Source organism: Streptomyces sp. NPDC005925, assembly GCF_040638805.1.
Lineage (GTDB): Bacteria > Actinomycetota > Actinomycetes > Streptomycetales > Streptomycetaceae > Streptomyces.
Window position 1 is genome coordinate 1 of record NZ_JBEXVL010000044.1, and the last position, 25,134, is coordinate 25,134.

The following is a 25,134-nucleotide window of genomic DNA, read 5'->3' on the forward strand; positions in this document are numbered from 1 at the left end:
GACCTCGACCGCTACCCGCGCACCCTGGACGCCGACATCACGGTCGCCGAGGTGTCTTTGCCGAGCCCGCGCAGCGCCCCGTCCGCTACTACTCCGCGACCTCCGACCGGTCCCCGCCCCACAACGTGTGGAACGAACCCTCCCGGTCCACACGCCGGTACGTGTGCGCGCCGAAGAAGTCGCGCTGGCCCTGGGTGAGGGCAGCGGGGAGGCGTTCGGCGCGCAGGGCGTCGTAGTAGGCGAGGGCCGCCGCGAAACCGGGGGTCGGCACGCCCTGACGGGTCGCGGCGACCAGGACCTCGCGCCAGTCGTCCTGGGCGTCGGCGATCTCCCGCGCGAACGTCTCGTCCGCGAGCAGGCTCGGCAGGTCGGGCCGGGCGCCGTACGCGGCCCGGATCCGGTCCAGGAACGCGGCGCGGATGATGCAGCCCCCGCGCCAGAGCGAGGAGACCGCGCCGAGGTCGACGTCCCAGCCGTACTCCTCACTTCCCGCGGCGATCTCGTGGAAGCCCTGCGTGTACGACACGATCTTCGACGCGTACAGCGCCTGCTCCACCCGGTCCGCGAACGCGCCCGCCTCCTCCTCGCCCAGCGGCGACGCCTTGGGGCCGGCCAGACCGCGCGAGGCCCGCCGCAGCGCCGCGTGCCCGGACAGCGAGCGGGCGAAGACCGCCTCCGCGATGCCCGAGACCGGGACGCCCAGGTCGAGGGCGATCTGCACGGTCCAGCGGCCGGTGCCCTTCTGCTCGGCCTGGTCCACCACGACGTCCACGAACGGCTTGCCCGTCGCCGCGTCCACGTGCGACAGCACCTCGGCCGTGATCTCGATCAGGTACGAGTCGAGCCGGCCGGTGTTCCAGGTGCGGAAGATCTCCGCGATCCCGGCGGGGGAGTACCCGGCGACGTCCCGCAGGAGCTGGTACGCCTCCCCGATCAGCTGCATGTCGGCGTACTCGATGCCGTTGTGGACCATCTTGACGAAGTGGCCGGCGCCGTCCGGGCCGACGTGCGTCACACAGGGAGCCCCGTCGGCCGCCTTCGCGGAGATCCGCTCCAGCATCGGGCCCAGCGAGTCGTACGACTCCTTCGAGCCGCCCGGCATGATGCTCGGACCGTGCAGCGCGCCCTCCTCGCCGCCGGAGATACCGGCGCCGACGAAGTGGACGCCCCGCTCCCGCAGGTCCCGCTCCCGGCGCCGGGTGTCCGCGAAGTGTGCGTTGCCCCCGTCGATGATCATGTCGCCGGGCTCCAGCAGCGGAGCGAACTCCTCGATCACGGCGTCGGTCGGCTCGCCGGCCTTCACCATGATCACCAGGCGCCGCGGGCGTTCCAGCGCCGCCACGAACTCCTCGGCGGTCTCGGCCGCGACGAACTCGCCCTCGCCCCCGAACTCCTTCACCAGCGTGTGCGTGCGCGAGGCCGTCCGGTTGTGCACGGCCACCGGGTAGCCGTTGCGGGCGAAGTTCCGGGCCAGGTTGCGGCCCATGACCGCGAGGCCCGTGACGCCGATCTGCGCTGTAGTGCTCGTGCTCATGCCGCCTGCTCCTAGAAGTTCCTGCAGGTCCTGCGGGCCCTGCGAAGGGTGTGCTGCCGGTCGTGCGCGCCAGTATGGCCGCCCGCCGTCGCGACGTCCCGGTACGACTCCCGCACGATCACCGGCCGGGCACCGCGCCGTCACCGGCGGGACACCGCGTGATCACGGCGGCACCGGTGACCGCGGTCACCGGCCGCGCCGCGTGCACGGTCCCTCGCGCGGCCCCATACGTGAGGGACGAGCCCGGCGTCTCGGCCCGCCCCCGCACCGGCCCGCATCCAGCCCGCGCCGACCCGCCAACCACAGTGCGGCTGCCGTCCCTTGGCGCGCGGGGTAGACCGATTGCCGCCTTGTCACGCCATCTTCACACCGCTTACTTTTGCCCCTCCTGACGCATGTCGATGGGGGGCTTCATGGCCGTGAACGGCCGGCACCGCCGGTATCAGCCGAACAGGATCAACCGCGCCTCACTCACCGTCACCGCGGGCGGCGCCGGAATCGCCCTCCCGCTCATCGGCACCGGAGTCGCCGCCCAGGCCGCCGACATGGACACCGTGGACACGGTGGCGGCGGCCGGGCCCGCACGGGGCGATGACGCCCCCGACGTCCACCCTGTCGGTGACGGTGAGCAGCGGGACACGCCGTCCGGGGTGGACGTACGGCCGCAGACCACGCCGCAGTCACGGGCGGGCCGTACGGAGATGTACACGGTGGTCAGCGGCGACACGCTCTCCGGCATCGCGGAGGAGCGGAAGGCCGAGGGCGGCTGGCAGGGCCTCTACGCCGCCAACCGCGGGACCGTCGGGGCCGACCCCGACCTGATCCTGCCGGGGCAGCGGCTGTCCGTGCGGGCCGGCGCGACCGATGCCCCGGCGAAGCGGACCACCGGCCCCAGGTCCTCGTCCAAGTCCAAGCCGAAGTCCGCACCCCGGCCCGAGCCGTCCGCCCAGGACCGTGACGAGGACGGCGCGAAGGACACTCGGCAGGCCAGCCGCACGGACACCCGCGAGGCCGCTCCCCGGGACAGCCACCGGAAGACGGCACCCGAGCGGCCCGACCGCAAGGCCGAAACCGGTCAGTCCGGCCACTCCGTCGTCGCGCCCGTCCACGCCTCCCTCGGCACGCCGTACCGCCAGGCGGGATCGTCCTGGTCGAAGGGATACCACACGGGCGTCGACTTCCCCGTCCCGACCGGCACGTCCGTGAAGGCGGTCGCCGCCGGCCGGGTCGTCAGCGCGGGCTGGGGCGGCTCCTACGGCTACCAGGTCGTCGTCCGGCACGACGACGGGCGCTACAGCCAGTACGCCCACCTGTCGGCGATCTCCGTGCGCGCCGGGCAGACGGTCGGCGCGGGGCAGCGCATCGCGCGCTCGGGGTCCACGGGCAACAGCTCGGGCCCGCATCTGCACTTCGAGGTGCGGACGGGGCCCGGTTTCGGCAGCGACATCGACCCGTTGGCGTACCTCAGGGCCGGCGGAGTCAGGATTTGACGCGTACCCGGTGCCGGTCCAGGACCGGCACCACCGGCACCCACGGGCTGCCGTAGAACGGGGTGGCGAAGCGCGGGGCGTCCTCGTCGATGTCGTCGTCGGCGCCCTCGACGTCCTCCGCGGCCGCCACGGTCGCCGGGACGAGCGCCGCCCCCGGCAGCAGATCGGGCAGGTCGTCGGCGGACACGGGGAGCAGCTCCGCCGCGGGCACCTGACCGGCGGTCACCGCCGAGGGCACGGCGGGCGCGGGGATCATTGGCCCCGGCTCCAGGGCCGGCTCGGGCGCCGGCTCGTCGTCGTCCTCGCCCACCGCCTCCGGTGCCGGTGTCGGCCCCGTCTCCGCGCCCCCCTCCGTCCCGGGGGCCGCCTCCGCCTGCGCGTCGTCCGTCCGCGTGATCCGCTCCGTCGTCAGCAGGATCAGGCCGCCCGCCGCGACGACACCGCAGCTCAGTGCGAGCGCTGTGCCCGTGGTGCCGTACCGGAAGGTCTCGCCGAACATCGTGATGCCCACCGCGGCGGCCACCAACGGGTTCACGACCGTCAGCGTGGCCAGCGGAGCGGCGAGGCCCGCGCCGCGGTAGGCCGCCTGCGACAGCATCAGGCCCGCCGTCGCGAAGACGCCGATCGCGCACAGGGACGGCACGTCACCGGCGGTCATCCCACCGGTCCAGTCGACGGCGACCGTCTTGGTGAACACCGACGACATGCCGAAGGCGATGCCGGCACCGATCGCCAGCAGCACACTGCGCACCGCCGGATGACGGTGCGCGGCGCGGGCGGCGATCATCAGGCCCACGACGACCCCGGCGGTGACGATGCCGACGGCCACCCGCTGGGCGGTGTCGAGGGACTGCGCGTCGGCCGAGCCCACCAGCGACAGCAGACCGGCGAGTCCGACGGTGGCCATGATGGCGCCGCGCCACGCCGTCGCACCGGCCTTCCGGCGTACGAACAGCGCCGCCATGGGCAGCGCGAAGACGATGGTGAGCGCGCCCAGCGGCTGGACGAGGCTCAACGGACCGTAGGCGAGAGCGACCACGTGCAGCAGACCCCCGGTGCCGTTGAGGGCGACCGCCGCCCACCAGCCCGGCCGGCGCAGCGGCGCGTACGTCTGCCCGGAGGACACCGCGACCTGCTCCTGCACGATCGCCCCGCCCGCGTAGGCGACGGCGGAGACGAGTGAGAGGAGCACGGACAACGCGAGGGCGCTCATCGGCTGCTCCTCTGCGTGAGGCGGGGGCGCGCGGCCCGACGCGGCGAAGGGTCTTCTGCCATGAAGAACACGATGCCCTCTCCGCTTCTTCCCGTCGTCGTCCCTGAGGCGTCAATGGCTCCTACTCCCGATGGAGTACGAACCCGGCGCCGTCCTCCCCAGGGTGGGTACCGAACGCGCCATGCCCTGCGGGGATGTCCCCCAGGGGCCCTGGTACTACTGCTCTGCGTGACCCCAGTTCCCGCCCCCGGCCCCGGCCCCGGCCCTGCCTCCGGCACCGCCGCCGGCCGCGGCCGAACCCCGGCCCTTGACGCCCGACTGGCCGCCCTGCACACCCTCGGCGGCTTCTTCGTCCTCCGCACCTCCGCGGAACCCACGTCCCCGGAATCCACCACTCCGGACATTCCCGCCTCCCCGGCCCCCGACGCGTCCGCCCGCGTCCACGGACGCCACCTGCCCACGCTCGCCCGGACATACGCGCCCCGGACGCCGCCGGACGTTCACTTCGACCCGCTCGCCGTCCGCGTCCGCAGGGTCGGCGCCGCCCTGCGCACCCCCGAGCCACGCGTCGCGGCGTCCGTCGCCCAGCAGGGCCTCGCCGCGCGCCTGTGGTCGGTGGCCCTCGGCTGCGCCGCCCTGTACGGCAGTGTCCCCGACCTCGGTCCCGGGCTGCTGCGCTGGGACCCCGAGGGCAGCGCCCCCGACGACCTGTGGCTGTCGCGGGTGAGCCCGCTCCCCGGCGACGCGGCGAGCCTTGCCCGGATCGTCCTCGACGGTCACCTCACGCCGCTCAACAGCGCCCTGCGCGCCCGGTACGGCCCGGCTGCGGGTCTGCTGTGGGGCAACGCCGCCTCCGCCCTCGCGGGGACCGCCCGTGAACTGGACCGCTGGGCCCGCCGCCACGGCCGTACGGATGTCGCCGCACGCACCCGGGACCTCGCGGCCGGACTCCTGCGCCACCCCCTGCTCGCCACGGCCGGCGAAGGCGCCGCGACGGCGACGGCCTTCCGGCGGCGCAGCTGTTGCCTGTACTACCGCGTCCCGGGCGGCGGTCTGTGCGGCGACTGCTGCTTCACCCGGCCCCCGCGCGACACCCGAACAGCCCCTGGGCGGGATGCCTGACAACCTCCCGGCGGGACGGTGCGGCTCTACCGGGAGATCCCCGGGCAGGCTTAGTCTGCCCGGGTCGGAACCGGAACGAGCGACAGAGCCGGTGTCCGGGCAGGTGCGGCAATCCACGTGAGGGGAGCGGCCATGCGTCGTGGTGGTCCTTCGGTGCTCGGCATCGTGCTGGCGGGCGGTGAGGGCAAACGGCTCATGCCCCTGACCGCGGACCGGGCGAAACCCGCGGTCACGTTCGGCGGGACGTACCGCCTCGTCGACTTCGTGCTGTCCAACCTCGTCAACGGCGACATCCTGCGGATCTGCGTGCTCACGCAGTACAAGTCGCACTCGCTGGACCGGCACATCACCACCACGTGGCGGATGTCGAGCCTGCTCGGCAACTACGTCACCCCCGTCCCGGCGCAGCAACGCCTCGGCCCGCGCTGGTACGCGGGCAGCGCCGACGCGATCCTGCAGTCGCTGAACCTGATCCACGACGAGCAGCCGGAGTACGTGGCGGTCTTCGGCGCCGATCACGTGTACCGCATGGACCCGCGGCACATGCTCGCCCAGCACATCGAGAGCGGCGCGGGCGTGACGGTCGCCGGGATCCGGGTGCCGCGTACGGAGTCGTCGGCGTTCGGGGTGATCACACCGGGCTCGGACGGGCGGACGGTGCAACGGTTCCTGGAGAAGCCCGCCGACCCGCCGGGCCTCGCGGACGACCCGGAGCGCGTGTTCGCGTCGATGGGCAACTACATCTTCACCACCGGGGCCCTGGTCGAGGCGCTGCGGCGGGACGCCGAGGACGAGGACTCCGCGCACGACATGGGCGGCTCGATACTGCCGCAGCTCACCGCGCGCGGCGAGGCCGGACTGTACGACTTCAGTACGAACCACGTGCCCGGCGAGACCAGCCGTGACCAGGGCTACTGGCGGGACGTCGGCACCGTCGACGCGTACTACGACGCGCACATGGACCTGATCGCCGAGCGGCCCGCGTTCAATCTCTACAACCGCAGCTGGCCCGTCTACACGCACTCGTCGCAGTTGTCGCCGGCCCGTTTCAACGCGGGCGGCATCGCGAGCGAGTCCATCATCAGCGCGGGCTGCCTGATCCGCGGTCAGGTGACCAGGTCGGTGCTGTCGCCGGGTGTCGTGGTCGACCCGGGTGCGGTGGTGCAGGGGTCGGTGCTGCACGACAACGTGCACATCGGGCGCGGCGCGGTGGTGCGGGGCGCGGTGCTGGACAAGAACGTCCAGGTGCCGCCGGGCGCGACGATCGGCGTCAACCCGGAGCGGGACGCCGAGCTGTACACGGTGTCCGAGGGCGGGGTGATCGCCCTCGGGAAGGGACAGAAGGTGTCGTAGGCCCCGTCGGGTGCCGCGGACCGTGCCCCCTCCCCGCCCTCCCGCTGTCCCTGCCGTCGTCCGTCCCTGCCGCGCACCGCGCGCGCGAGGAGCGCCGCACGCGCCCTGCTCGGGGCGAGGCCGGGGGCGTCCGCGTCGGGGTCCCGTCCGCGCCGAGGACGGGACTTCACCCTTCGCGTGTCATGTCCCTGGACGGCACGCGGAATCCGTGTTGTCATGCCACTGCCCGTCGCTGACAACGTTGTATCACCCAACAACACACACAAACTCCCTTCATCGCACAGCACACAACCCCCCACCCCGCGCCACCAGGACGAAAACCACCACCTTCCGCCACCCCCCAAGACGGAGGATTCGTGCGCTCCAGACACCTCAGAACCAGGCTCGCGCTCCTGCTCGCCGCCGCTCTCGGCCTCGCGGGACTCACCGCCGTGCCGTCCGCGTCCGCCGCCGACCCGGCGTCCGGAGTGCACGGCCTGAAGGGCGAGTACTACACGCAGTCCGCCCCCGGCGCCTTCGACTTCCACGAGCTGAAGGCCACCGGATTCGACCGGAACATCGACTTCGCCAACCTCGAGTCGCGCCTCGCCTTCGCCACCGGCCGTTCGGACGACGCGAGCGTGCGCTGGACCGGGAAGATCGTGCCGGAGAGAACCGGCCCGCACACCTTCTCGATGACCGGCGACAACGGCTTCCGCCTGTGGGTCGACGGCCGGCTCGCCATCGACCACTGGGTCGACGACTGGGACCGCGAACAGACCGCCGAGCCCGTGGAACTGACCGCAGGCACGGCCTACGACATCAAGGTCGAGTACTTCGAGCACTTCGGCGGCTCCAACCTCCACCTGCGCTGGACCGAACCCGGCGGAGCCAAGGAACCGGTCCCGCAGTCGGCGTTCCGCCTGCCCGACGGCTGGGACTACGACGGCGCCACCGCCGCCACCGTCCTCGCCTCCGGCCGCACCCTCAAGCTGGACTTCGCGCAGTCCCTCGCCGCACCGCCGGCCGGCCTCGCCGACCACCTCGAAGCGGTGATCGGCGGGGCGAAGTGGCCGCTCGGCGACGCCCGGCCGGACCCGGACGACCCGAAGGCGCTGCTCGTCACCCTCGAACAGCCCGTCGTCGGCAACAAGACCGGCACCGCGCCGGGCACCGCCGACATCCGCTACGACGGGGACGGCGGTCTCACCGGTACGGACGGCAACGTTGTCAAGGGCTTCTGGAGCAGCGGCCCCAACCACTCGACGTACCAGCTGCGCACCACGTGGGCCGACGAGGTGGGGCCGGACAACGCCCACCCCGAGTACCCGCGCCCGCAGCTGACCCGCACCCAGTGGCGCAACCTCAACGGCCAGTGGCAGTTCGCCGCCGCCGAGGCCGGTGAACAGCCGCCGGTGGGCAAGGACCTCGCCGAGCGCATCCTCGTCCCGTACCCGGTCGAGTCGCAGCTGTCGGGCGTCGAGCGGCACGAGGACCGCATGTGGTACCGCCGCACCTTCACCGTGCCCGCCGACTGGGAGATCGGCTCGGGCAAGCGCCTCAAGCTGAACTTCGGCGCGGTCGACTGGAAGTCCGAGGTGTACGTCAACGGCACGAAGGTCGCCGACCACAAGGGCGGCTACGACAAGTTCGGCGCCGACGTCACCGACGCCCTGAAGCCGGGTGCCACGCAGGAACTCATCGTTGGCGTGTACGACCCGACCGACGCGTCCGACGGCGAGAACCCGCCAATGGGCAAGCAGCGCCTGGACCCGAGCGGCATCTGGTACACGCCCAGTTCCGGCATCTGGCAGACGGTGTGGATGGAGCCGGTCGCCACCGACCACGTCGACTCCCTCAAGCTCATCCCCGACGTCGTGAAGAAGACCCTCACCGTCGAGGCGAAGGGCGTCCGCTCCGGCGTACCCGTCACGGCGACGGCGTACGAGGGGAAGAAGCGGGTGGCCACCGCCACCGGCCGCACCGGCGGGCCGCTGACCCTGACCATCGACGACCCGCGCCTGTGGTCGCCCGACGATCCCTTTCTGTACGACCTGAAGGTGACCGTCGGCAGCGACCGCGTGAGCAGCTACTTCGGTATGCGGTCCATCGCCGTGGAGAAGATCAACGGCGTGCCGCGCACGGTCCTCAACGGCAAGCCGGTCTTCCTGATGGCCACCCTCGACCAGGGCTTCTGGCCGGACGGCCTGCACACCGCGCCCACCGACGAGGCCTTGGCCCACGACCTCAAGGTGCACAAGCAGCTCGGCTTCAACTCCGTGCGCAAGCACATCAAGGTCGAGCCGGACCGCTGGTTCTACTGGGCCGACAGGCTGGGCCTGCTGGTGTGGCAGGACATGCCCGCGATGACCGCGGGCGTCGACCCGTCGACCGAGGCGCGCGCCGAGTACGAGCGGGAGATGAAGGAGATGATCGACGAGCACATCAGCAGCCCGTCGATCGTCATGTGGGTCACCTTCAACGAGGGCTGGGGCCAGTACGACATCGGCCGTGTCGCCGAGCAGGCCAAGGCCTGGGACCCGACCCGGCTCGTCAACAACCAGTCCGGCCTGAACCTCGGTTCGGACGGCGACGCGGGCGACATCATGGACGAGCACGGCTACCCGAGCCCGGCCCTGCCACCCCACCCGGACGGTGAACGCGCCCTGATCAGCGGCGAGTACGGCGGCCTCGGCCTCGCGGTGCCCGGCCACGCCTGGTCGGTGCAGCAGTCGTACGTCGACGTCGACCCGGCCACCTACACCGACGACTACCTGAGCAAGCTGGACGAGGTGCGCGCCCTGGTCTGCAAGGGCGGGAACGGCGCCGTCTACACCCAGATCACGGATGTCGAGGGTGAGCTGAACGGCCTGCTCACCTACGACCGCAAGGTGCTCAAGCCCGACACCGCACGCCTGAAGGCCGCACACGAGGCCCTGATCCGCGACGCGTCGCAGGCGACGCCCGCGGGCTGCCCGGCCACCGGAGGAAACGCGACATGAGAATCACCCGGCGTCTGCGCCGGGGCACGGCCGGTGCGGCGACAGCGATCATGCTGCTCGCCGCACCGGCGGCCCGGGCCGCCGACACCCCTTCCGACGCCCCGCCCTCCGGCACGCGGCTCACCGAGCTGGTGAACCCGTTCATCGGCACGGAGAACGAGGGCAACACCTACCCGGGGGCCGCCGTGCCGTTCGGCATGGTGCAGTTCTCCCCGGACACCGGTCACAACACCGGCTACGACCACTCCGACGACCACATCCGCGGCTTCTCGCTGGTCCATCTGTCGGGCGTCGGCTGCGGCCTCGGCGGCGACCTGCCCGTCCTGCCGACCACGGGCGACGTCACGCAGACCGACTACGCCACATACGCCGCCGGGTTCGGCCACGACGACGAGGAAGCCAGCCCCGGCTACTACCGCGTCGGCCTGGACACGGGCGTCGAGGCGGAACTCACCGCGTCCGAACGTACCGGCGTGCAGCGCTACACCTTCCCCGCCACCGACAAGGCCAACGTCCTCCTCAACGCCGGCCAGTCGCTGCACCGCACGGCGGACACCGAGGTGGAGATCCTCGACAGCCGCACCGTGCGCACCGCGATCACCGGCAGCGGCTTCTGCCAGGACACCGAGCCGTACACCGTCTACACGATCACCCGCTTCGACCGGCCGTTCACCGCGCACGGCACCTGGGACGACGGCAAGGTCACCGCCGGTTCGGACACCGGGGGCGACGGCGCCTACGTCCGCTTCGACACCCGCGAGGACCGCACCGTCGAGGCGACGACCGCCCTGTCGTACGTGGACGCGCGCGGCGCCGCGGGCAACCTCCGCGCGGAGGGCGGCCGTTCCTTCGACGCGGTGCGCGAGGCGGCCACCCGCACCTGGGAGGACCGCCTGGACGACGTACGCGTGCAGGGCGGCGACGAGACCCTGCGGCGCACCTTCTACTCGTCCCTGTACCGGTCGTTCCTCGCGCCGAACATCGGCAGCGACACCGACGGCCGCTACACCGGCTGGGACCGGAAGACCCACCGCGCGCAGGGCTTCACGTACTACCAGAACTGGTCCCTGTGGGACACCTACCGCACCCAGTCCCAGCTTCTCTCCCTGCTCGCGCCCCGCGAGGCCCGCGACATGGCGATCTCCGTCATCAGGATCGACGAGGAGAGCGGCTGGCTGCCCAAGTGGGGCTACGGCACGGTCGAGACGAACATCATGACCGGCGACCCGGTCACACCGTTCCTCACCAACGCCCACCAGCAGGGCCTGCTGCACGGCTGGGAGGAGCGGGCCTACCGGGCGCTGAAGAAGAACGCCGACGGTGTGCCCCCCGCCGACTCGCCCGCCGTGGGCCGTGAGGCCAACCGGGAGTACCTCGCCGACGGTTTCGCCCCGTACGTCAAGGGCCGGCCGCACGCCAAGCCGGGCGACTCCGACTACGACCACGGCGCCTCCGCCACCCTGGAGTACGCCCTGTCGGACGCGATGCTCGCGCAGTTCGCCCGCGACCTCGGCCACCATGCGGACGCGAAGCGCTACGCGGCCCGCGCGCAGAGCTACCGCCACGTCTTCGACCCCTCGACCGGCTTCTTCCGTGCCCGCGACGCCTCCGGCGCCTTCACCGGACCGGCCGACCCGGCGCAGAGTGAGGGTTTCCACGAGGGCACGTCCTGGCAGTACCAGTGGCTCGTGCCGCAGGACCTGCCCGGCATGATCGGCCTGATCGGAGGCAAGCGGGCCACCAACGACCGGCTCGACTCCTTCTTCGCCTACGACCAGTTGCTCGCCGCCCCGGCGAAGACCGCCCGCGAGGTGTGGGTGAACGGGCCGTACGACTACTACAACGCCGACAAGTACAACCCGCAGAACGAGCCCGACCTCATCGCCCCGTACACCTACCTGTCGACCGGGCAGCCCTGGAAGACGACCGACGTGGTGCACGCGGCGCTCACCCTGTTCACCGACACCCCGACCGGCATGACCGGCAACGACGACCTGGGCACGATGTCCGCCTGGAACGTCCTGTCGTCCATCGGCGTCTTCCCGGTCCAGCCCGGCCACGCCACCTGGGGCCTGTCCACGCCCGTCTTCGACCGCGTGGACCTCACCCTCGACCGCCGCTACTACCCGCACGGCGCGCTCACCGTCACCGCGCCCGGCACCTCGGACACCGACCGCTACATCCAGTCGGCCCGCGCCGACGGCGAGTCCTACGGCCGGACGTATCTGACGACGGACACGCTTCGCTCGGTCCGCGCGCTCGACTTCACGGTCGGCCCGCGTCCCTCGGAGTGGGGCACGGGGGCGGACGCCGCGCCGCCCGCCCTGAAGTGACGACCGGCGTCCGCCGAGTCCCGCCCCTCCCACGGCACCCCGCGGCGCCGCGCGGAGGGGCGGGCCCCCGGGACCGCCGCTGGGGGCGCGGGTCCCCGGATGTGGTGGCGCGGCCCGCCGCTGAAGTAAAATCCCCCGTTCGACAGCGGGCGCGACCGGAGCGCCACGCACGTGATCAGGGGAAACGGCAAAGCGATGACGGTGACAGACGACGGCCCGGCGACCACGGACGAGGCGCCCCAGCAGCCGTACGGCCCCGGCATCGACCCCGAGCGGCTGGCGATCTGCCTCAGCGTGCTGGACGAACTCGACACCATCGACGTCGACCACCCCGACGCCATCGCCGTGCGCCGGGCGACCTCGCACATCTACCGCACGGTGAAGCAGCGCCGCCGCCAGGAGCGCCGCGCCGCCAAGACCGCGCACGACAAGGCGGTCACCGAGGCCACCGCGACCGGCTCCGCCGAGCGCATCGACGACGAGACCGAGGGCATCCTGCCCTCCTCCCGGACCGGCGAGGGCCACATCGCCGGGATACTCCGGCGCCCCCGCTCCTGCTACATCTGCAAGACCCGCTACGTCGAGGTCGACTACTTCTACCACCAGCTCTGCCAGAAGTGCGCCGCCGAGAACCGCGCCCGCCGCGACGCCCGCGCCGACCTCACCGGCAAGCGCGCCCTGCTCACCGGCGGACGCGCCAAGATCGGCATGTACATCGCGCTGCGGCTGCTGCGCGACGGCGCGCACACCACGATCACCACCCGGTTCCCGAAGGACGCCATCCGCCGCTTCAAGGCCATGGACGACTCCGCGGACTGGATCCACCGCCTGGAGGTCGTCGGCATCGACCTGCGCGACCCCGCCCAGGCCGTGGCCCTCGCGGAGCAGGTCGCCGCGCAGGGCCCCCTCGACATCCTCATCAACAACGCCACCCAGACCGTACGCCGCCTGCCCTCCGCCTACGCCGCGCTCGTCGAGGGCGAGAGCGCCCCGCTGCCGGCCGGTGAACTGCCCGCCCACCACGTCATCGGCGCCTTCGGCTCCGGCGCGGTCGACGGCCTGACCGCGCTGCCCGTCGGCGTCAGCGGCCTGGACGCGCAGCAGGTCGCCGAGCTCGCCCTGGTCGCCGGACACGCCAGCGTGGAACGGCACCGCGACGGCACCGCCATCGACGCGGGCGGCCTCGTCCCGGACGTCGTGGACAGCAACACCTGGGTGCAGAGCATCGAGCAGATCTCCCCGGTGGAGCTGCTGGAGACCCAGCTGTGCAACTACACGGCGCCCTTCATCCTGATCAGCGCACTCCGCGCGTCGATGGCCCGGGCCGCGCGCGCGGCGTCGGCGGGGCGCTCGTACGTCGTCAACGTCTCGGCGATGGAGGGCGTCTTCGCCCGCGGCTACAAGGGCGCCGGTCACCCCAACACCAACGCGGCCAAGGCGGCCATGAACATGGTGACGCGGACCAGCGCCCAGGAGATGTTCGACACCGACCGCATCCTGATGACCTCGGTCGACACCGGCTGGATCACCGACGAACGTCCCCACTTCGACAAGCTGCGTCTCGCCGAGGCCGGCTTCCACGCCCCGCTCGACCTGGTCGACGGCGCGGCCCGCGTCTACGACCCGATCGTGCGCGGTGAGCAGGGCGAGGACCTGTTCGGCGTCTTCCTGAAGGACTACGCGCCCGGCAAGTGGTGACCGCCGGGGCGCCCGCCGTACCCCGCAAGGGCCGCCGGGGCGACAGCCGCCGTCCCCGTCGCGACCCTCGCGGCGGGGCGGGGCTCGCCTGCCGTACCCGCCCCGGCAATTTGTTGCCACATCGAGCGGACCCCCGCTCATCTGGTTAACCTGGTGCCCGACGGACACCGGCTGGGTGACCGACACATAAGGAGTGCGCGGTGACACCGGAGAAGACGACTCGCGAGCAAAAGCCCAGGGACGACCCGGAACGTGCGAGGCGCCGCCCCGGCGAGATCGGCAGCCTCGACGTGTGGGCCCGGTCCGCCCCCATCCGGCTCGCGGGCTACGAGGACGACCTCGCCGAACCGCACATCCTGCCCAGCGTGGACTGACCGCCGTCCCGATCGCGACCGGCATGGGCGTGCAAGACTCACACCCATGCCGATCAGGGAAGCAACCACCGACGACTGGCCGCGGATCTGGCCCTTCTGGCACCGCATCGTCGCAGCCGGCGAAACCTACACCTGGGACCCGGACACCTCCCCGGCCGACGCCCGCGCCCTGTGGATGAACCCGCCGAAACAGGTCTTCGTCGCCGAGGACACCTCCGGCACGGTCGTCGGCTCCGCCTACGTCACCCGGAACTACGCGGGCCCCGCCGCCGGCATCGCCAACGCGGGCTTCATGGTGGACCCCGACCACGCGGGCCGCGGCATCGGCCGCGCACTCGCCGAACACGTCCTCGTGGCCGCCAGGGCCGCCGGCTGGCGTGCGATGGTCTTCAACGCCGTCGTCGAGACCAACCCCGCCGTACACCTGTGGACGTCGCTCGGTTTCACCGTCGTGGGCACGGTCCCGGACGCGTTCGACCATCCCCGGCACGGCCGGGTCGGGCTGCACGTCATGCACCGCCGGCTGTAGCGCTTCCCGCCGGGCTCCGGTCCAGCGGTGCCGTCCGTCGCCAGGGGCGCAGCTTCTCCGGGCGGCCGGCCAGGTGCAGCAGGGTGGCTTCCCGGACGGGCAGGGGGCCAGCTGCACGGCGCAGGGGGCGCCCGAGGGCAGGGTGCCGAAGGGGACGGACATCGCGGGCCGGCCCGTCAGGTTCCACGGCGGGGTCAGTGGCGAATACGCGGTGTTGACCGCGATGTCGCGCAGCCGGCCCCGCCCGTGCCGGCGCGCGGCCGCGGGGGAGCGGCGGGCCGGCGCCGGGGTGAGCAGGACGTCGCGCTCGGTGAGGAACGGCCGGCCCAGGTGGTCACCAGGGCTCCTCGGGGTGCTGCGACGGCGGGACTCCCGCCGTTACCGGCGAGTACGACAGGGAGAACTGTGCCCGCGCCGGGCCACCGCGTCGGGGGGCCGTACCGTGCCGGTTTCCGGACGGCGCCGGTACGGTTCGAACCCGGTGCCACTGGAAAGCAGTCTCAGTCGTCGGCCCCATGACCGTCACGCACCACCGGCACCCCCGTCCCACCGGCGACGGACGACCCTACGGAGCAGCCCGCATGCATGACGACCGCAACCTGGTCGAAGCCCGCCTCAGGCGGGTCCTCGACGACCGAGTCCGCCCCGCCGTGTATCCCGAGTCCGTGCCGCTGGACGTGGCGGTCTGGCACGCCCCCGGTGAACCCGTGCCGGTCGCCGAGGGGCTGGCCGCCGTACCCGAGCCGATCACGGTCGGCACGCGCTGGGGCGCCCCCTGGGGGACCAGCTGGTTCACGGTCACCGGGACCGTCCCCGAGGAGTGGGCCGGGAAGACCGTCGAGGCGCTGCTCGACCTCGGCTTCGACGGCAACATGCCCGGCTTCCAGTGCGAGGGCCTGGTCTACCGCCCGGACGGCAGCCCCGTGAAGGGCGTCAACCCGCTCAACCAGTGGGTGCGGATCGGCACGCCCGCCGAGGGCGGCGAGGAGGTGCGGCTGCACATCGAGGCCGCCTCCAACCCGGTCATCTTCGGCCCGCACCCGTTCCGGCCGACCTGGCTCGGCGACAAGGAGACCGCGGGCAGCGAACCGCAGTACACCCTCAACCGCATGGACCTCGCCGTCTTCGACGAGACGGTGTGGAACCTGGTGACGGACCTGGAGGTGCTCGGCGAGCTGATGGCCGAGCTGCCCGCCGACTCCGCGCGCCGCTGGGACATCCTGCGCGCGGTGGAACGCGCCCTGGACGCACTCGACCTCCAGGACGTGGGCGGCACGGCCGCCGGCGCCCGTTCCCTCCTGACCGGTGTGCTCGCCTCACCCGCCGCGCCGTCCGCGCACCGCATCAGCGCCGTCGGGCACGCGCACATCGACTCGGCGTGGCTGTGGCCGCTGCGCGAGACGGTCCGCAAGGTGGCCCGTACCGCCGCGAACATGACGGCGCTGCTGGAGGACGAGCCGGAGTTCGTGTTCGCCATGTCGCAGGCCCAGCAGTGGGCGTGGGTGCGCGACCACCGGCCCGAGGTGTGGGCGCGGGTGAAGAAGGCGGTCGCCGACGGGCGGTTCGTGCCGGCCGGCGGCATGTGGGTGGAGTCCGACACCAACATGCCGGGCTCGGAGGCCATGGCGCGGCAGTTCGTGCACGGCAAGCGGTTCTTCCTCGACGAGTTCGGCATCGAGAACGACGAGGCCTGGCTCCCGGACACCTTCGGCTTCGCCGCCGGGCTGCCGCAGATCATCAGGGCGGCCGGGTCGAAGTACCTGCTGACGCAGAAGATCTCCTGGTCGCAGACCAACCGTTTCCCGCACCACACCTTCCAGTGGGAGGGCATCGACGGCACCCGGATCTTCACGCACTTCCCGCCCGTCGACACCTACAACTGCGCCATGACCGGCGCCGAGATCGCCCACGCGGCCCGCAACTTCAAGGACAAGGGCGCCGCCCGGCACTCCCTGGCACCCACCGGCTTCGGCGACGGGGGCGGCGGCACCAGCAGGGAGATGATCGCCAGGTCCGCCCGGCTGCGCGACCTCGAGGGCTCGGCGACCGTCACGTGGGAGACCCCGAAGGCGTTCTTCGACAAGGCCGCCGCCGAGTACCCCGACGCGCCCGTCTGGGTCGGCGAGCTCTACCTCGAACTCCACCGCGCGACCCTCACCAGCCAGGCCAAGACCAAGCAGGGCAACCGTCGCAGCGAACACCTGCTGCGCGAGGCCGAGCTGTGGGCGGCGACGGCGGCCGTACGCACCGGATTCCCCTATCCCTACGAGGACCTGGACCGCATCTGGAAGACGGTGCTGCTGCACCAGTTCCACGACATCCTGCCCGGCTCGTCCATCGCCTGGGTGCACCGCGAGGCCCGCGCCACCTACGAGCGGATCACCGCCGAGCTCGACGGCATCGTCGACGCCGCCCAGCGCGCCCTGGCCGGCGACGGCGACACGCCCCTGCTGTTCAACGCCGCCCCGCACGCCCTCACCGGCGTCCCGGCCGGTGGCGCCGGGGAGAGCGCCGACGCCGGGTCGCCCACCACGCTCACCGCGCGCGACGGCGGAGGGCACGTCCTCGACAACGGCCTGCTGCGGGTGGCGATCGACGCGCGCGGCCTGGTCGTATCGGCATACGACATCGCAGCCGACCGCGAGACCGTCGCCCCCGGGGAGGCGGCCAACCTGCTTCAGCTGCACCCCGACCTGCCGAACAAGTGGGACGCCTGGGACGTCGACAAGTTCTACCGGAACACCGTCACCGACCTCACCGGCACCGACGAGGTCACACCGGGCGAGGACGGCCGGTCGGTGCGGATCACCCGGTCCTTCGGCGCGTCCCGCGTCACCCAGGTGCTGTCGCTGGCGCCGGGGGAGCGGCGGCTGCTCGTGGACACGGAGGTCGACTGGCACGAGACGGAGAAGTTCCTCAAGCTGGCCTTCCCGCTCGACCTGCACGCCGAGCGCTACGCCTCCGAGACGCAGTTCGGGCACGTCTTCCGTCCCACGCACACCAACACCAGTTGGGAGGCGGCCAAGTTCGAGGCGTGCAACCACCGCTTCGTGCACCTCGAGGAGCCCGGCTGGGGCGTCGCCGTCGTCAACGACTCGACGTACGGCCACGACGTGACCCGTACCGTGCGCTCGGACGGCGACCGCGGTACGACGACCACCGTCCGGGTGTCGCTGCTGCGTGCGCCGCGCTTCCCCGACCCGGAGACCGACCAGGGCGTGCACCGTTTCCGGCACGCGCTCGTGCCCGGTGCCTCGATCGGCGACGCGGTGCGCGAGGGCTGGCGCGTCAACCTGCCCGAGCGGCGGCTGACCGGCGCGGCCGGGACCGCCCCGCTGGTGACGGCCGACCGGGACGCCGTCGTGATCACGGCCGTGAAGCTCGCGGACGACGGCAGCGGCGACGTGGTGGTCCGGCTGCACGAGGCGCACGGCAGCCGGGTGCGCGGCACGCTCTCGGTGGGCTTCGACGCTGCTGGCGTGACGGCGACGGACCTGCTGGAACGCCCGCTGCCGGACGCGGCCGCCACGCTGGAGGGCGGGGGCGAGGGCGAGGGCGGCAGGGTGCGGCTGAGCCTGCGGCCGTTCGAGCTGGTCACCCTGCGCTTCAGCCGGGGATGAGCCCGCGTGTGCGCCGGGGCTCCGTACCGACGTGGGTACATGGGGACGTACCGCCCCGTCGGCGGTGCCTCGGCGCACACCGGCCGGCCGGTACCTCCGGCACGCGTGGCGTGGACGAACGAAAGGGGCCCGGTGCATGAGTGACGCGGCAGACGACCCGGTCGCCCAGCGGCGCCGCCTCGGGCGCGGCGGCGTCCACGTCAGCCGGCTCGGCTTCGGCGGCGGCGCCCTCGGGAACCTGTACACGCCACTGACCGACGAGCAGGCGTACGCGGCCGTGGACGCCGCCTGGCGGCAGGGCGTCCGCTACTTCGACACCGCGCCGCACTACGGAATCGGCCTGTCCGAACGCCGCGTCGGCGCCGCCCTCGCGGGCCGCCCGCGCTCCGAGTACACCGTCGGCACCAAGGTGGGCCGCCGTCTGGAACCCGCCGACGGCGGTGCCGCGGGCGACGACCTCGCCCACGGCTTCGCCGTCCCCGCCACGCACCGCCGGGTGTGGGACTTCACCGCCGACGGCATCCGCCGCACCCTGGAGGCGTCCCTGGAGCGGCTCGGCCTGGACCGCGTCGACGTCGTCCACCTGCACGACCCCGACGACCACGCGGAGGAGGCCTTCCGCGACGGCTACCCTGCGCTGGAGCGGCTGCGCTCCGAGGGCGTCGTCGGCGCCATCGGCGTCGGCATGAACCAGACCGCGATGCTCACCCGCTTCGTCCACGACACGGACGTCGACGTGGTGCTGTGCGCCAACCGCTACACGCTGCTCGACCAGAGCGCGCTCACCGACCTGCTGCCGTCCGCCCGGCGGCGCGGCGTCTCGGTGCTCGTCGGCGGCGCCTTCAACTCCGGCCTGCTGGCCGACCCGCGGCCCGGCGCGACCTACGACTACGCCGCCGCGCCGCAGGCCGTCCTGGAGCGCGCCCTGCGGCTGAAGGAGGCAGCCGACCGCCACGGCACCACCCTGCGGGCCTGCGCCCTCGCCTTCTGCGCCGCGCACCCGGCCGTCGCGGGCGTCCTCGTGGGAGTCCGCTCCGCGGCCGAGGCCGACGACTGCGCCGAGCAGTTCCGGGCGCCCGTCCCGGCGGCCCTGTGGGCCCAGCTGCGCGAGGAGGGCCTGCTCCCGCACGACGCGCCCGTCCCCGCGTCCACCGCTCCGGCCTGACCGGCGCCGTCACCCTGCGCCCGCGCCACGGCTCCGGCACAGCCCGGCCCAGGACCGTCCGCTACGGCTCGCGCGCCGCACCGCCCGCCAGCCGCGTCGGCGGCAGGAACTCCCGCACGTACGTCCGCTCCCAGCACGCCCCCGTGTCCCGCAACTCGCGCCAGGTCGTGAACCGGTAGCGGAACAGCCGGGCCCGCACGAAGCGCGGTGGCCGGCCGGGCGGGAACGGGGAGCGGCGCAGCAGCCGCAGCGTGGCCCGGTCGCCCTCGAGCAGCCGCTCCACGAACGTTCCGAACCACGACTCGGCGTACGCGGGGGAGAGGGCGGCGAACCACATCATCCAGTCCAGCCGCAGATGGTAGGGCGCGTACTGGCGCGGCCAGCGCCGCGGATCGCCGGGCTTGCCCCTGAACTCGTACTCCCGCCAGTCCGAGTCCTCGCGCGGTACGTCGTCCCAGGTGCCCTCGACGACCACCTCGTGGCGGACGCGGCTGACGCTGCCGAACGCGCCGTAGGTGTTGACGAGGTGCAGCGGGTCGAAGGAGCGGTTCATCACCTGGTGGCGGGAGAGCATGTTGCGGACCGGCCGGTAGCCGAGGACGAGCAGCCCGGCCGCGACCGCCAGGACGAGGACCTCGTACCAGAGCGGCGCCCCGGGCACCCCGGCCGGCGCGTCGCCCGGGAAGCGCACCGCCGACAGCGCGAGCACGATGGTGATCCAGTTCAGCCAGGAGAAGTTCCCGGACAGCACCAGCCACAGCTGGGTGACGATCATCAGCGCGGCGGCGACCGACGCGACCGGCTGCGGTGTGAACAGCAGGAACGGCACGACGAGCTGCGTGACGTGGTTCGCGGCCACCTCCACGCGGTGCACCGGCTTCGGCAGACGGTGGAAGAACCAGCTCAGCGGGCCCGGCATGGGCTGTGTCTCGTGGTGGTGGTCGAGGCACGTCAGCTTCCGCCAGCACGCGTCGCCACGCATCTTGATCAGCCCCGCGCCGAACTCCACCCGGAACAGGACCCAGCGCAGCAGGAACAGGACGACGACCGGGGGCGCCGTCTCGTCGTTGCCGAGCAGGACGGCGGCGAAGCCCACCTCCAGCAGCAGCGACTCCCAGCCGAAGCCGTACCAGGTCTGGCCGACGTTCACGACCGACAGATACAGCGCCCACGGCACCAGCCACAGCAGCATCGCGCCCCACAGCGGCAGCAACCCGTCGAGGCCCGCGAGCAGGGCCGCCGACACCGCGCAGCCGGTCCACGCGACCGCCGCGAACAGCCGGTCGGTGTAACGCCAGTGGAACAGGCTCGGCGCCCGCCGGAAGGGCACCCGGGCCACGAACCGGGGCACCGGCAGCAGCCCGCGCTCCCCGAGCAGGGCCCGGAACTGCAGTGCGGCCGTCAGGAACGCGACCAGGTAGACGGCGGCGAGTGCGCGCTGGAAGACCAGCCTGCTCAGCCAGTACTCGGATGCGGTGAACCACTCCACGGCCGTGAGCTCCTCCTGCCGGTGACGCGCGGGCGGCTGCCGCGCCGCGAGACGGGATCGCTCCCGGGAGTCACTCTTCCCGTACCCCGGCGGTGCGTGCGCAGCCCCGTCGGGCGAAGCGGACAATAAAGTAACGAATAAGTCGAACAATGGATAAAGGAACTCTCGCCTGCGGTCGCGCACGCGTGAGCCCGACAGGAGGACCGGACACATGCTGGCAAGGCGGGCCCATGATTGACCGGGGAGCGAGCGCCCTGTCACTCCCGGACGACTGGCCCGCCCATCCGGAGCCGATCCTGGCGCTCAACGGCATCGGCAGCTTCGACTGGGACCTGGACACGGGACTCTTCCACCTGGACGCCCGGGCGCACGAGGTGTTCGACCTGCGCCCCGACGAGTACGACGGCAGGGCGGAGAGCCTCGCCGTCCGCGTGCCGCGCACCGAGGCCTACCGGGTGGACGCCGTCGTCACCCGCGCCATGAAGGACGGCAGCGAGGGCTACGGCACGTACTTCCGCATCCGCCGCCGCGACGGCACCCTGCGCTGGACCCACGTCCAGGGCCGCATCCGGCGCGACGGTACCGGCCGGCCCCGCCGGATCGTCGGCATCCTCCGCGACGCCACCCAGGAACTCCAGGAACTGGACGAGCTCGCCACCCGCCGCGAGCACGCCGACCTGGAGACGGCACGCCGGCAGCAGACCAGCGTCGTGCAGTTCGCGACGGCCGCGCTCGCCCACGCCCGCACGGTGGACGACGTCCTCGACGTCCTCAAGGACACCCACGGCCTCACCCATCTGGGCGCCACGAGCCTCGTCATGGGCCTGGTCGAGGCCGGCCGCATCCGGCTGATCGCCGAGGGCCCGGCCCGCAGTTTCGTGCCCGGCACCCGCGTCACCCGGATCGACGAGCCCTACCCGATGAGTGAGGTCGTCCGCACCCTCAGCCCGCGCTTCATCGAGTCGCCCGAGGAGTTCGCCGAGCGCTACCCGATCCTCTGGCCGCACCTGGCCGACCTGAACATCACCTCGGCCGCCTACCTCCCCCTGATCGCCCAGACCCGGCCGATCGGCGCCATGGGCCTGCTCTACAGCGACCGGCACGGCTTCTCGCCCGAGGACCGCAACGTCCTGGTCGCCCTCGGCACCGGCATCGCCCAGAGCCTCCAGCGGGCCATGCTCTACGAGCAGGAGATGGACCTCGCAGAGGGTCTCCAGCAGGCCATGCTCCCGCGCACCATCCCCAGCGTGGCCGGCGCCGACGTCGCCGTCCGCTACCGCGCCGCCTCCATCGGCGGCACCCTCGGCCGGGACATCGGCGGCGACTGGTACGACCTGATCCCGCTGCCCGGCGGCCGGGTCGGCGCCGTCATCGGAGACGTCCAGGGCCACGACACGCACGCCGCCGCCGTCATGGGCCAGCTCCGCATCGTGCTGCGCGCCTACGCCGCCGAGGGGCACCCACCGGCCACCGTGATGGCCCGCGCCTCCGTCTTCCTGCACGAACTCGACACCGACCGCTTCGCGACCTGCCTGTACGCCGAAGCCGACCTGACCACCGGCGTCGTCCAGGCCGTGCGCGCCGGGCACATCGACGCGCTGGTGCGCCGGGCCGACGGGGCCTGCCGCCGGGTCCCCGTCGAGGGCGGCCTGCCGCTCGGCCTGTCCGCCGAGTTCGACCGCCTCGAGTACCCCGTCGGCACCCTGGAGCTGGACCCCGGCTGCACGCTCCTGCTGTGCACCGACGGCCTCGTCGAACGGCCCGGCAGCGACCTGGACGACGGAATACGGGACCTCGCCGCACTCGTCGGTAGCGGACCCGGCGACGTACGCGCCCTCGCCGACTTCCTCATCGACGTCGCCGAGGAACGCGGCGGCGAGGACGACGTGGCGCTGCTCCTGCTGCGCCGCCGGATGCCGGACACCCCGCAGCCCGGCGGGCGGCTCCAGCAGCACGTGGCACCCGGCGACGCCGAGGCCCTCACCGGAGCCCGGCACATGATCCGCTCCGCCGTGCGCGCCTGGGGTGCCACCGACCGGGCCGACGAGATCGAACTCACCGCCGACGAGCTGATCACCAACGCCCTCATGCACACCGAGGGCGCCGCGATCGTCACCCTCCGGGTCCTCACCGGCCCCGACCGGCGGCTGCGCGTCGAGGTCGAGGACTCCTCCAGCGCGCTGCCGCGCCGCCGCGACCCGGGCGAGCAGGGCGTGTCCGGGCGCGGGCTGCTGCTCGTGGAACTGCTGTCCGACGGGTGGGGCGTGGAGGCGCGCGGCGGCGGCAAGTGCGTGTGGAGCGAGTTCCTCACCCCGGAGCGGGCGCCGGAGGAGCCCGGGCAGAGCCACGGCCGACCCGGCCCGACCTGACCCCGCGCGTCCCGGGTGGCACGCTGGACACATGCCGGAACTCCCCGAGGTCGAGGCGCTCAAGGACTTCCTCACCGAGCACCTCGTCGGCCACGAGATCGTCCGGGCGCTGCCCGTGGCGATCAACGTCCTGAAGACGTACGACCCGCCGCTGAGCGCGGTCGAGGGCCGCGAGGTCACGGCCGTGCACCGGTACGGCAAGTTCCTGGACCTCGCCACGGACGGCGGGCCGCACCTGATCACCCACCTGGCCCGCGCGGGCTGGCTGCACTGGAAGGACCGCATCCCCGACGTCCCGCCCCGCCCGGGCAAGGGCCCCCTCGCGCTGCGCGTCGCCCTGGAGACCGGCGCCGGCTTCGACCTCACCGAGGCGGGCACCCAGAAACGCCTCGCCGTGTACGTCGCGGCGGACCCGCAGGACGTCGCCGGCATCGCCCGCCTCGGCCCCGACCCGCTCGCCGGCGACTTCGACGAGGCGCGGCTCGCCGCGCTGCTGAAGGGTGAGCGACGGCAGCTGAAGGGCGCCCTGCGCGACCAGGGGCTGATCGCCGGCGTCGGCAACGCCTACAGCGACGAGATCCTGCACGCCGCGAAGATGTCCCCGTTCAAACCGACCGCGTCCCTCACCCCCGAGGAGACCACCCGCCTGTACGAGGCGCTGCGCGGTACGCTCACCGACGCGGTCGAACGCTCCCGGGGCGTGGCGGCCGGGCGGCTGAAGGCGGAGAAGAAGAGCGGCCTGCGCGTCCACGGGCGCACCGGCGAACCCTGCCCGGTGTGCGGCGACACCATCCGCGAGGTGTCCTTCAGCGACTCCTCGCTCCAGTACTGCCCGACCTGCCAGACCGGCGGCAGGTCTCTCGCGGACCGCAGGCTGTCCCGGTTCCTCAAGTGACGCGCGGGTCCGTCGTGGCCCGGCTCACCGGTCCCGCGGCGGACGCAGCGTCACCAGGTGTTCCCCGGCCGCGCCGCGCACCTCGTACCGTGCGACGTCCGCGGGGTGGAGGGCCGCTCCGCCGCGCACGGTGTGGGGGCGGGCGTCGTGCCGCGGGACGCGCCAGCCGGTGACCGTCTCCCGCGAGCCGTCCCGGCCGACCGCGATCAGCCGGCAGGCGCGCGGGCCCGCGCCGTCCTTGACGGTCAGTTCGACGGCGCTGCCCCACGGCGCGTTCCCGGCCGTCAGCCGCGCCCACACCCCAGACCGTTCGTCGGTCGCCGTGATCCGCAGTGGTGACGGCCCGCCCTGTGCCTGCAGCGCGGCGGCGGGCCCGGCCAGGGCGACCACCACCACGGCGGCCGTCGCGTACAGCGTCCGGCGGCGTCCTGCGCGGCGCCGGGCGGCGAGCTCGGACAGCAGACGGTCCAGCAGCCTGCCGCCGGCCCGCACGACCGGCGCGACCGGGGTGACGAAGCGGGGCGTGGCCCGCCGGTAGAGCAGCAACTGGCGGGTGGTCGGCGCGAATGCGGTCACCTGGGCGGTGCAGCCGGCGCAATCCAGGAGGTGGTCCTCGAAACGGAAGGCCTCCGCCTCGTCCAGCACGCCGAGCGCGTACGCGCCGACGTCGCGATGCCGTTCCAGGGACCTCATGCCGAATCCTCGTGCCGTCGGGTGCGGGTGGGGTGCTGACTGCCCCCACCCGTACGCACCCGGCGGCCGAATCATTCAAGGCAGGAACCCACGACGCGGCCGGGAAGCCGGAGCGGCCCCGCCCGGCGAGTCGTCCCTCCGGGATCCCGCGCGGGCCGGAGCGGTCACGGGCCGGCGGCCCGGCTAGATGTACTGACCCGTGAGGTTGGGGACGCGGCTGGCGGGTGGTTGGCCCTTCAGCGCGGTGTGTCCGCGGTGGTGATTGTAGGTGTGCAG

Annotated in this window: 16 protein-coding genes and 1 pseudogene; 12 read left to right on the top strand and 5 right to left on the bottom strand. The window is 73.0% G+C overall.

Annotated elements, in window-relative coordinates:
- Positions 1-88 precede the first annotated feature (88 nt).
- The gene (gene gndA / locus ABZ354_RS27825; protein ID WP_358661333.1) at positions 89-1,534 is read right to left on the bottom strand and encodes an NADP-dependent phosphogluconate dehydrogenase; all 1,446 of its coding nucleotides are present in this window, start codon (positions 1,532-1,534) and stop codon (positions 89-91) included.
- A gap of 413 nt (positions 1,535-1,947) precedes the next feature.
- On the opposite strand from gndA, the gene ABZ354_RS27830 reads away from it, so the two are divergent.
- Complete coding sequence (locus ABZ354_RS27830; protein WP_358661334.1) at positions 1,948-3,024, top strand: peptidoglycan DD-metalloendopeptidase family protein; 1,077 nt, start codon at positions 1,948-1,950, stop codon at positions 3,022-3,024.
- Here ABZ354_RS27830 and ABZ354_RS27835 read toward each other — a convergent pair.
- Complete coding sequence (locus ABZ354_RS27835) at positions 3,014-4,237, bottom strand: DMT family transporter (RefSeq protein ID WP_358661336.1); 1,224 nt, start codon at positions 4,235-4,237, stop codon at positions 3,014-3,016. The genes ABZ354_RS27830 and ABZ354_RS27835 overlap by 11 nt on opposite strands.
- Positions 4,238-4,555: 318 nt before the next feature.
- Between ABZ354_RS27835 and ABZ354_RS27840 the strand changes: the two genes are divergently transcribed.
- From ABZ354_RS27840 to ABZ354_RS27870, 7 genes are all read left to right on the top strand, one after another.
- Positions 4,556-5,359, top strand: coding sequence for a ferric iron reductase (locus ABZ354_RS27840; protein ID WP_358661361.1), 804 nt, complete (start codon positions 4,556-4,558; stop codon positions 5,357-5,359).
- A 132-nt stretch (positions 5,360-5,491) separates the two neighbouring features.
- Positions 5,492-6,712 carry a glucose-1-phosphate adenylyltransferase gene (gene glgC, locus ABZ354_RS27845; protein ID WP_358661338.1) on the top strand — a complete coding sequence of 407 codons (1,221 nt, stop codon included), beginning with the start codon at positions 5,492-5,494 and terminating at the stop codon, positions 6,710-6,712.
- A 356-nt stretch (positions 6,713-7,068) separates the two neighbouring features.
- Entirely contained in the window at positions 7,069-9,693 is a 2,625-nt protein-coding gene (locus tag ABZ354_RS27850) for a PA14 domain-containing protein (RefSeq protein WP_358661339.1), read from the top strand.
- A complete protein-coding gene (locus ABZ354_RS27855) occupies positions 9,690-12,026 on the top strand; it encodes a GH92 family glycosyl hydrolase (RefSeq protein ID WP_358661341.1) in 2,337 nt (778 codons plus the stop codon). The genes ABZ354_RS27850 and ABZ354_RS27855 overlap by 4 nt, the downstream gene beginning before the upstream one ends.
- A 195-nt stretch (positions 12,027-12,221) precedes the next feature.
- A complete protein-coding gene (locus ABZ354_RS27860; protein ID WP_358661343.1) occupies positions 12,222-13,724 on the top strand; it encodes an SDR family NAD(P)-dependent oxidoreductase in 1,503 nt (500 codons plus the stop codon).
- Positions 13,725-13,924: 200 nt separating this feature from the next.
- Entirely contained in the window at positions 13,925-14,098 is a 174-nt protein-coding gene (locus tag ABZ354_RS27865; protein WP_358661345.1) for a hypothetical protein, read from the top strand.
- A 46-nt stretch (positions 14,099-14,144) separates the two neighbouring features.
- Complete coding sequence (locus tag ABZ354_RS27870) at positions 14,145-14,627, top strand: GNAT family N-acetyltransferase (RefSeq protein WP_358661347.1); 483 nt, start codon at positions 14,145-14,147, stop codon at positions 14,625-14,627.
- Here the strand turns inward: ABZ354_RS27870 and ABZ354_RS27875 are convergent.
- Positions 14,608-14,948, bottom strand: a pseudogene (locus ABZ354_RS27875) (amidase family protein); the annotation flags it as partial. The gene ABZ354_RS27870 and the pseudogene ABZ354_RS27875 sit on opposite strands and share 20 nt — an antisense overlap.
- 260 nt (positions 14,949-15,208) lie before the next feature.
- Between ABZ354_RS27875 and ABZ354_RS27880 the strand changes: the two are divergent.
- Positions 15,209-18,247 carry a glycoside hydrolase family 38 C-terminal domain-containing protein gene (locus tag ABZ354_RS27880; RefSeq protein WP_358661349.1) on the top strand — a complete coding sequence of 1,013 codons (3,039 nt, stop codon included), beginning with the start codon at positions 15,209-15,211 and terminating at the stop codon, positions 18,245-18,247.
- 136 nt (positions 18,248-18,383) lie between these two features.
- Entirely contained in the window at positions 18,384-19,412 is a 1,029-nt protein-coding gene (locus ABZ354_RS27885) for an aldo/keto reductase (protein WP_358661351.1), read from the top strand.
- Between the two features lie 61 nt (positions 19,413-19,473).
- On the opposite strand, the gene ABZ354_RS27890 is transcribed toward ABZ354_RS27885, so the two are convergent.
- Complete coding sequence (locus ABZ354_RS27890; RefSeq protein WP_358661353.1) at positions 19,474-20,901, bottom strand: lipase maturation factor family protein; 1,428 nt, start codon at positions 20,899-20,901, stop codon at positions 19,474-19,476.
- Between the two features lie 230 nt (positions 20,902-21,131).
- On the opposite strand from ABZ354_RS27890, the gene ABZ354_RS27895 reads away from it, so the two are divergent.
- On the top strand, positions 21,132-23,270 hold the full coding sequence (locus ABZ354_RS27895) for a SpoIIE family protein phosphatase (RefSeq protein ID WP_358661355.1): 2,139 nt from the start codon (positions 21,132-21,134) through the stop codon (positions 23,268-23,270).
- 31 nt (positions 23,271-23,301) lie between these two features.
- Entirely contained in the window at positions 23,302-24,165 is an 864-nt protein-coding gene (locus ABZ354_RS27900; protein ID WP_358661357.1) for a DNA-formamidopyrimidine glycosylase family protein, read from the top strand.
- Positions 24,166-24,189: 24 nt separating this feature from the next.
- Here the strand turns inward: ABZ354_RS27900 and ABZ354_RS27905 are convergent, their stop codons facing one another.
- Positions 24,190-24,858 carry a zf-HC2 domain-containing protein gene (locus ABZ354_RS27905; protein ID WP_358661359.1) on the bottom strand — a complete coding sequence of 223 codons (669 nt, stop codon included), beginning with the start codon at positions 24,856-24,858 and terminating at the stop codon, positions 24,190-24,192.
- Between the last annotated feature and the right edge of the window lie 276 nt (positions 24,859-25,134).

Bases quoted from the DNA above. Each gene is read 5' to 3' on its own strand.
- gndA (WP_358661333.1), bottom strand. From the start codon at position 1,534: ATGAGCACGAGCACTACAGCGCAGATCGGCGTCACGGGCCTCGCGGTC.
- ABZ354_RS27830 (WP_358661334.1), top strand. From the start codon at position 1,948: ATGGCCGTGAACGGCCGGCACCGCCGGTATCAGCCGAACAGGATCAAC.
- ABZ354_RS27835 (WP_358661336.1), bottom strand. From the start codon at position 4,237: ATGAGCGCCCTCGCGTTGTCCGTGCTCCTCTCACTCGTCTCCGCCGTC.
- glgC (WP_358661338.1), top strand. From the start codon at position 5,492: ATGCGTCGTGGTGGTCCTTCGGTGCTCGGCATCGTGCTGGCGGGCGGT.
- ABZ354_RS27855 (WP_358661341.1), top strand. From the start codon at position 9,690: ATGAGAATCACCCGGCGTCTGCGCCGGGGCACGGCCGGTGCGGCGACA.
- ABZ354_RS27860 (WP_358661343.1), top strand. From the start codon at position 12,222: ATGACGGTGACAGACGACGGCCCGGCGACCACGGACGAGGCGCCCCAG.
- ABZ354_RS27870 (WP_358661347.1), top strand. From the start codon at position 14,145: ATGCCGATCAGGGAAGCAACCACCGACGACTGGCCGCGGATCTGGCCC.
- ABZ354_RS27880 (WP_358661349.1), top strand. From the start codon at position 15,209: ATGCATGACGACCGCAACCTGGTCGAAGCCCGCCTCAGGCGGGTCCTC.
- ABZ354_RS27885 (WP_358661351.1), top strand. From the start codon at position 18,384: ATGAGTGACGCGGCAGACGACCCGGTCGCCCAGCGGCGCCGCCTCGGG.
- ABZ354_RS27895 (WP_358661355.1), top strand. From the start codon at position 21,132: ATGATTGACCGGGGAGCGAGCGCCCTGTCACTCCCGGACGACTGGCCC.
- ABZ354_RS27900 (WP_358661357.1), top strand. From the start codon at position 23,302: ATGCCGGAACTCCCCGAGGTCGAGGCGCTCAAGGACTTCCTCACCGAG.
- ABZ354_RS27905 (WP_358661359.1), bottom strand. From the start codon at position 24,858: ATGAGGTCCCTGGAACGGCATCGCGACGTCGGCGCGTACGCGCTCGGC.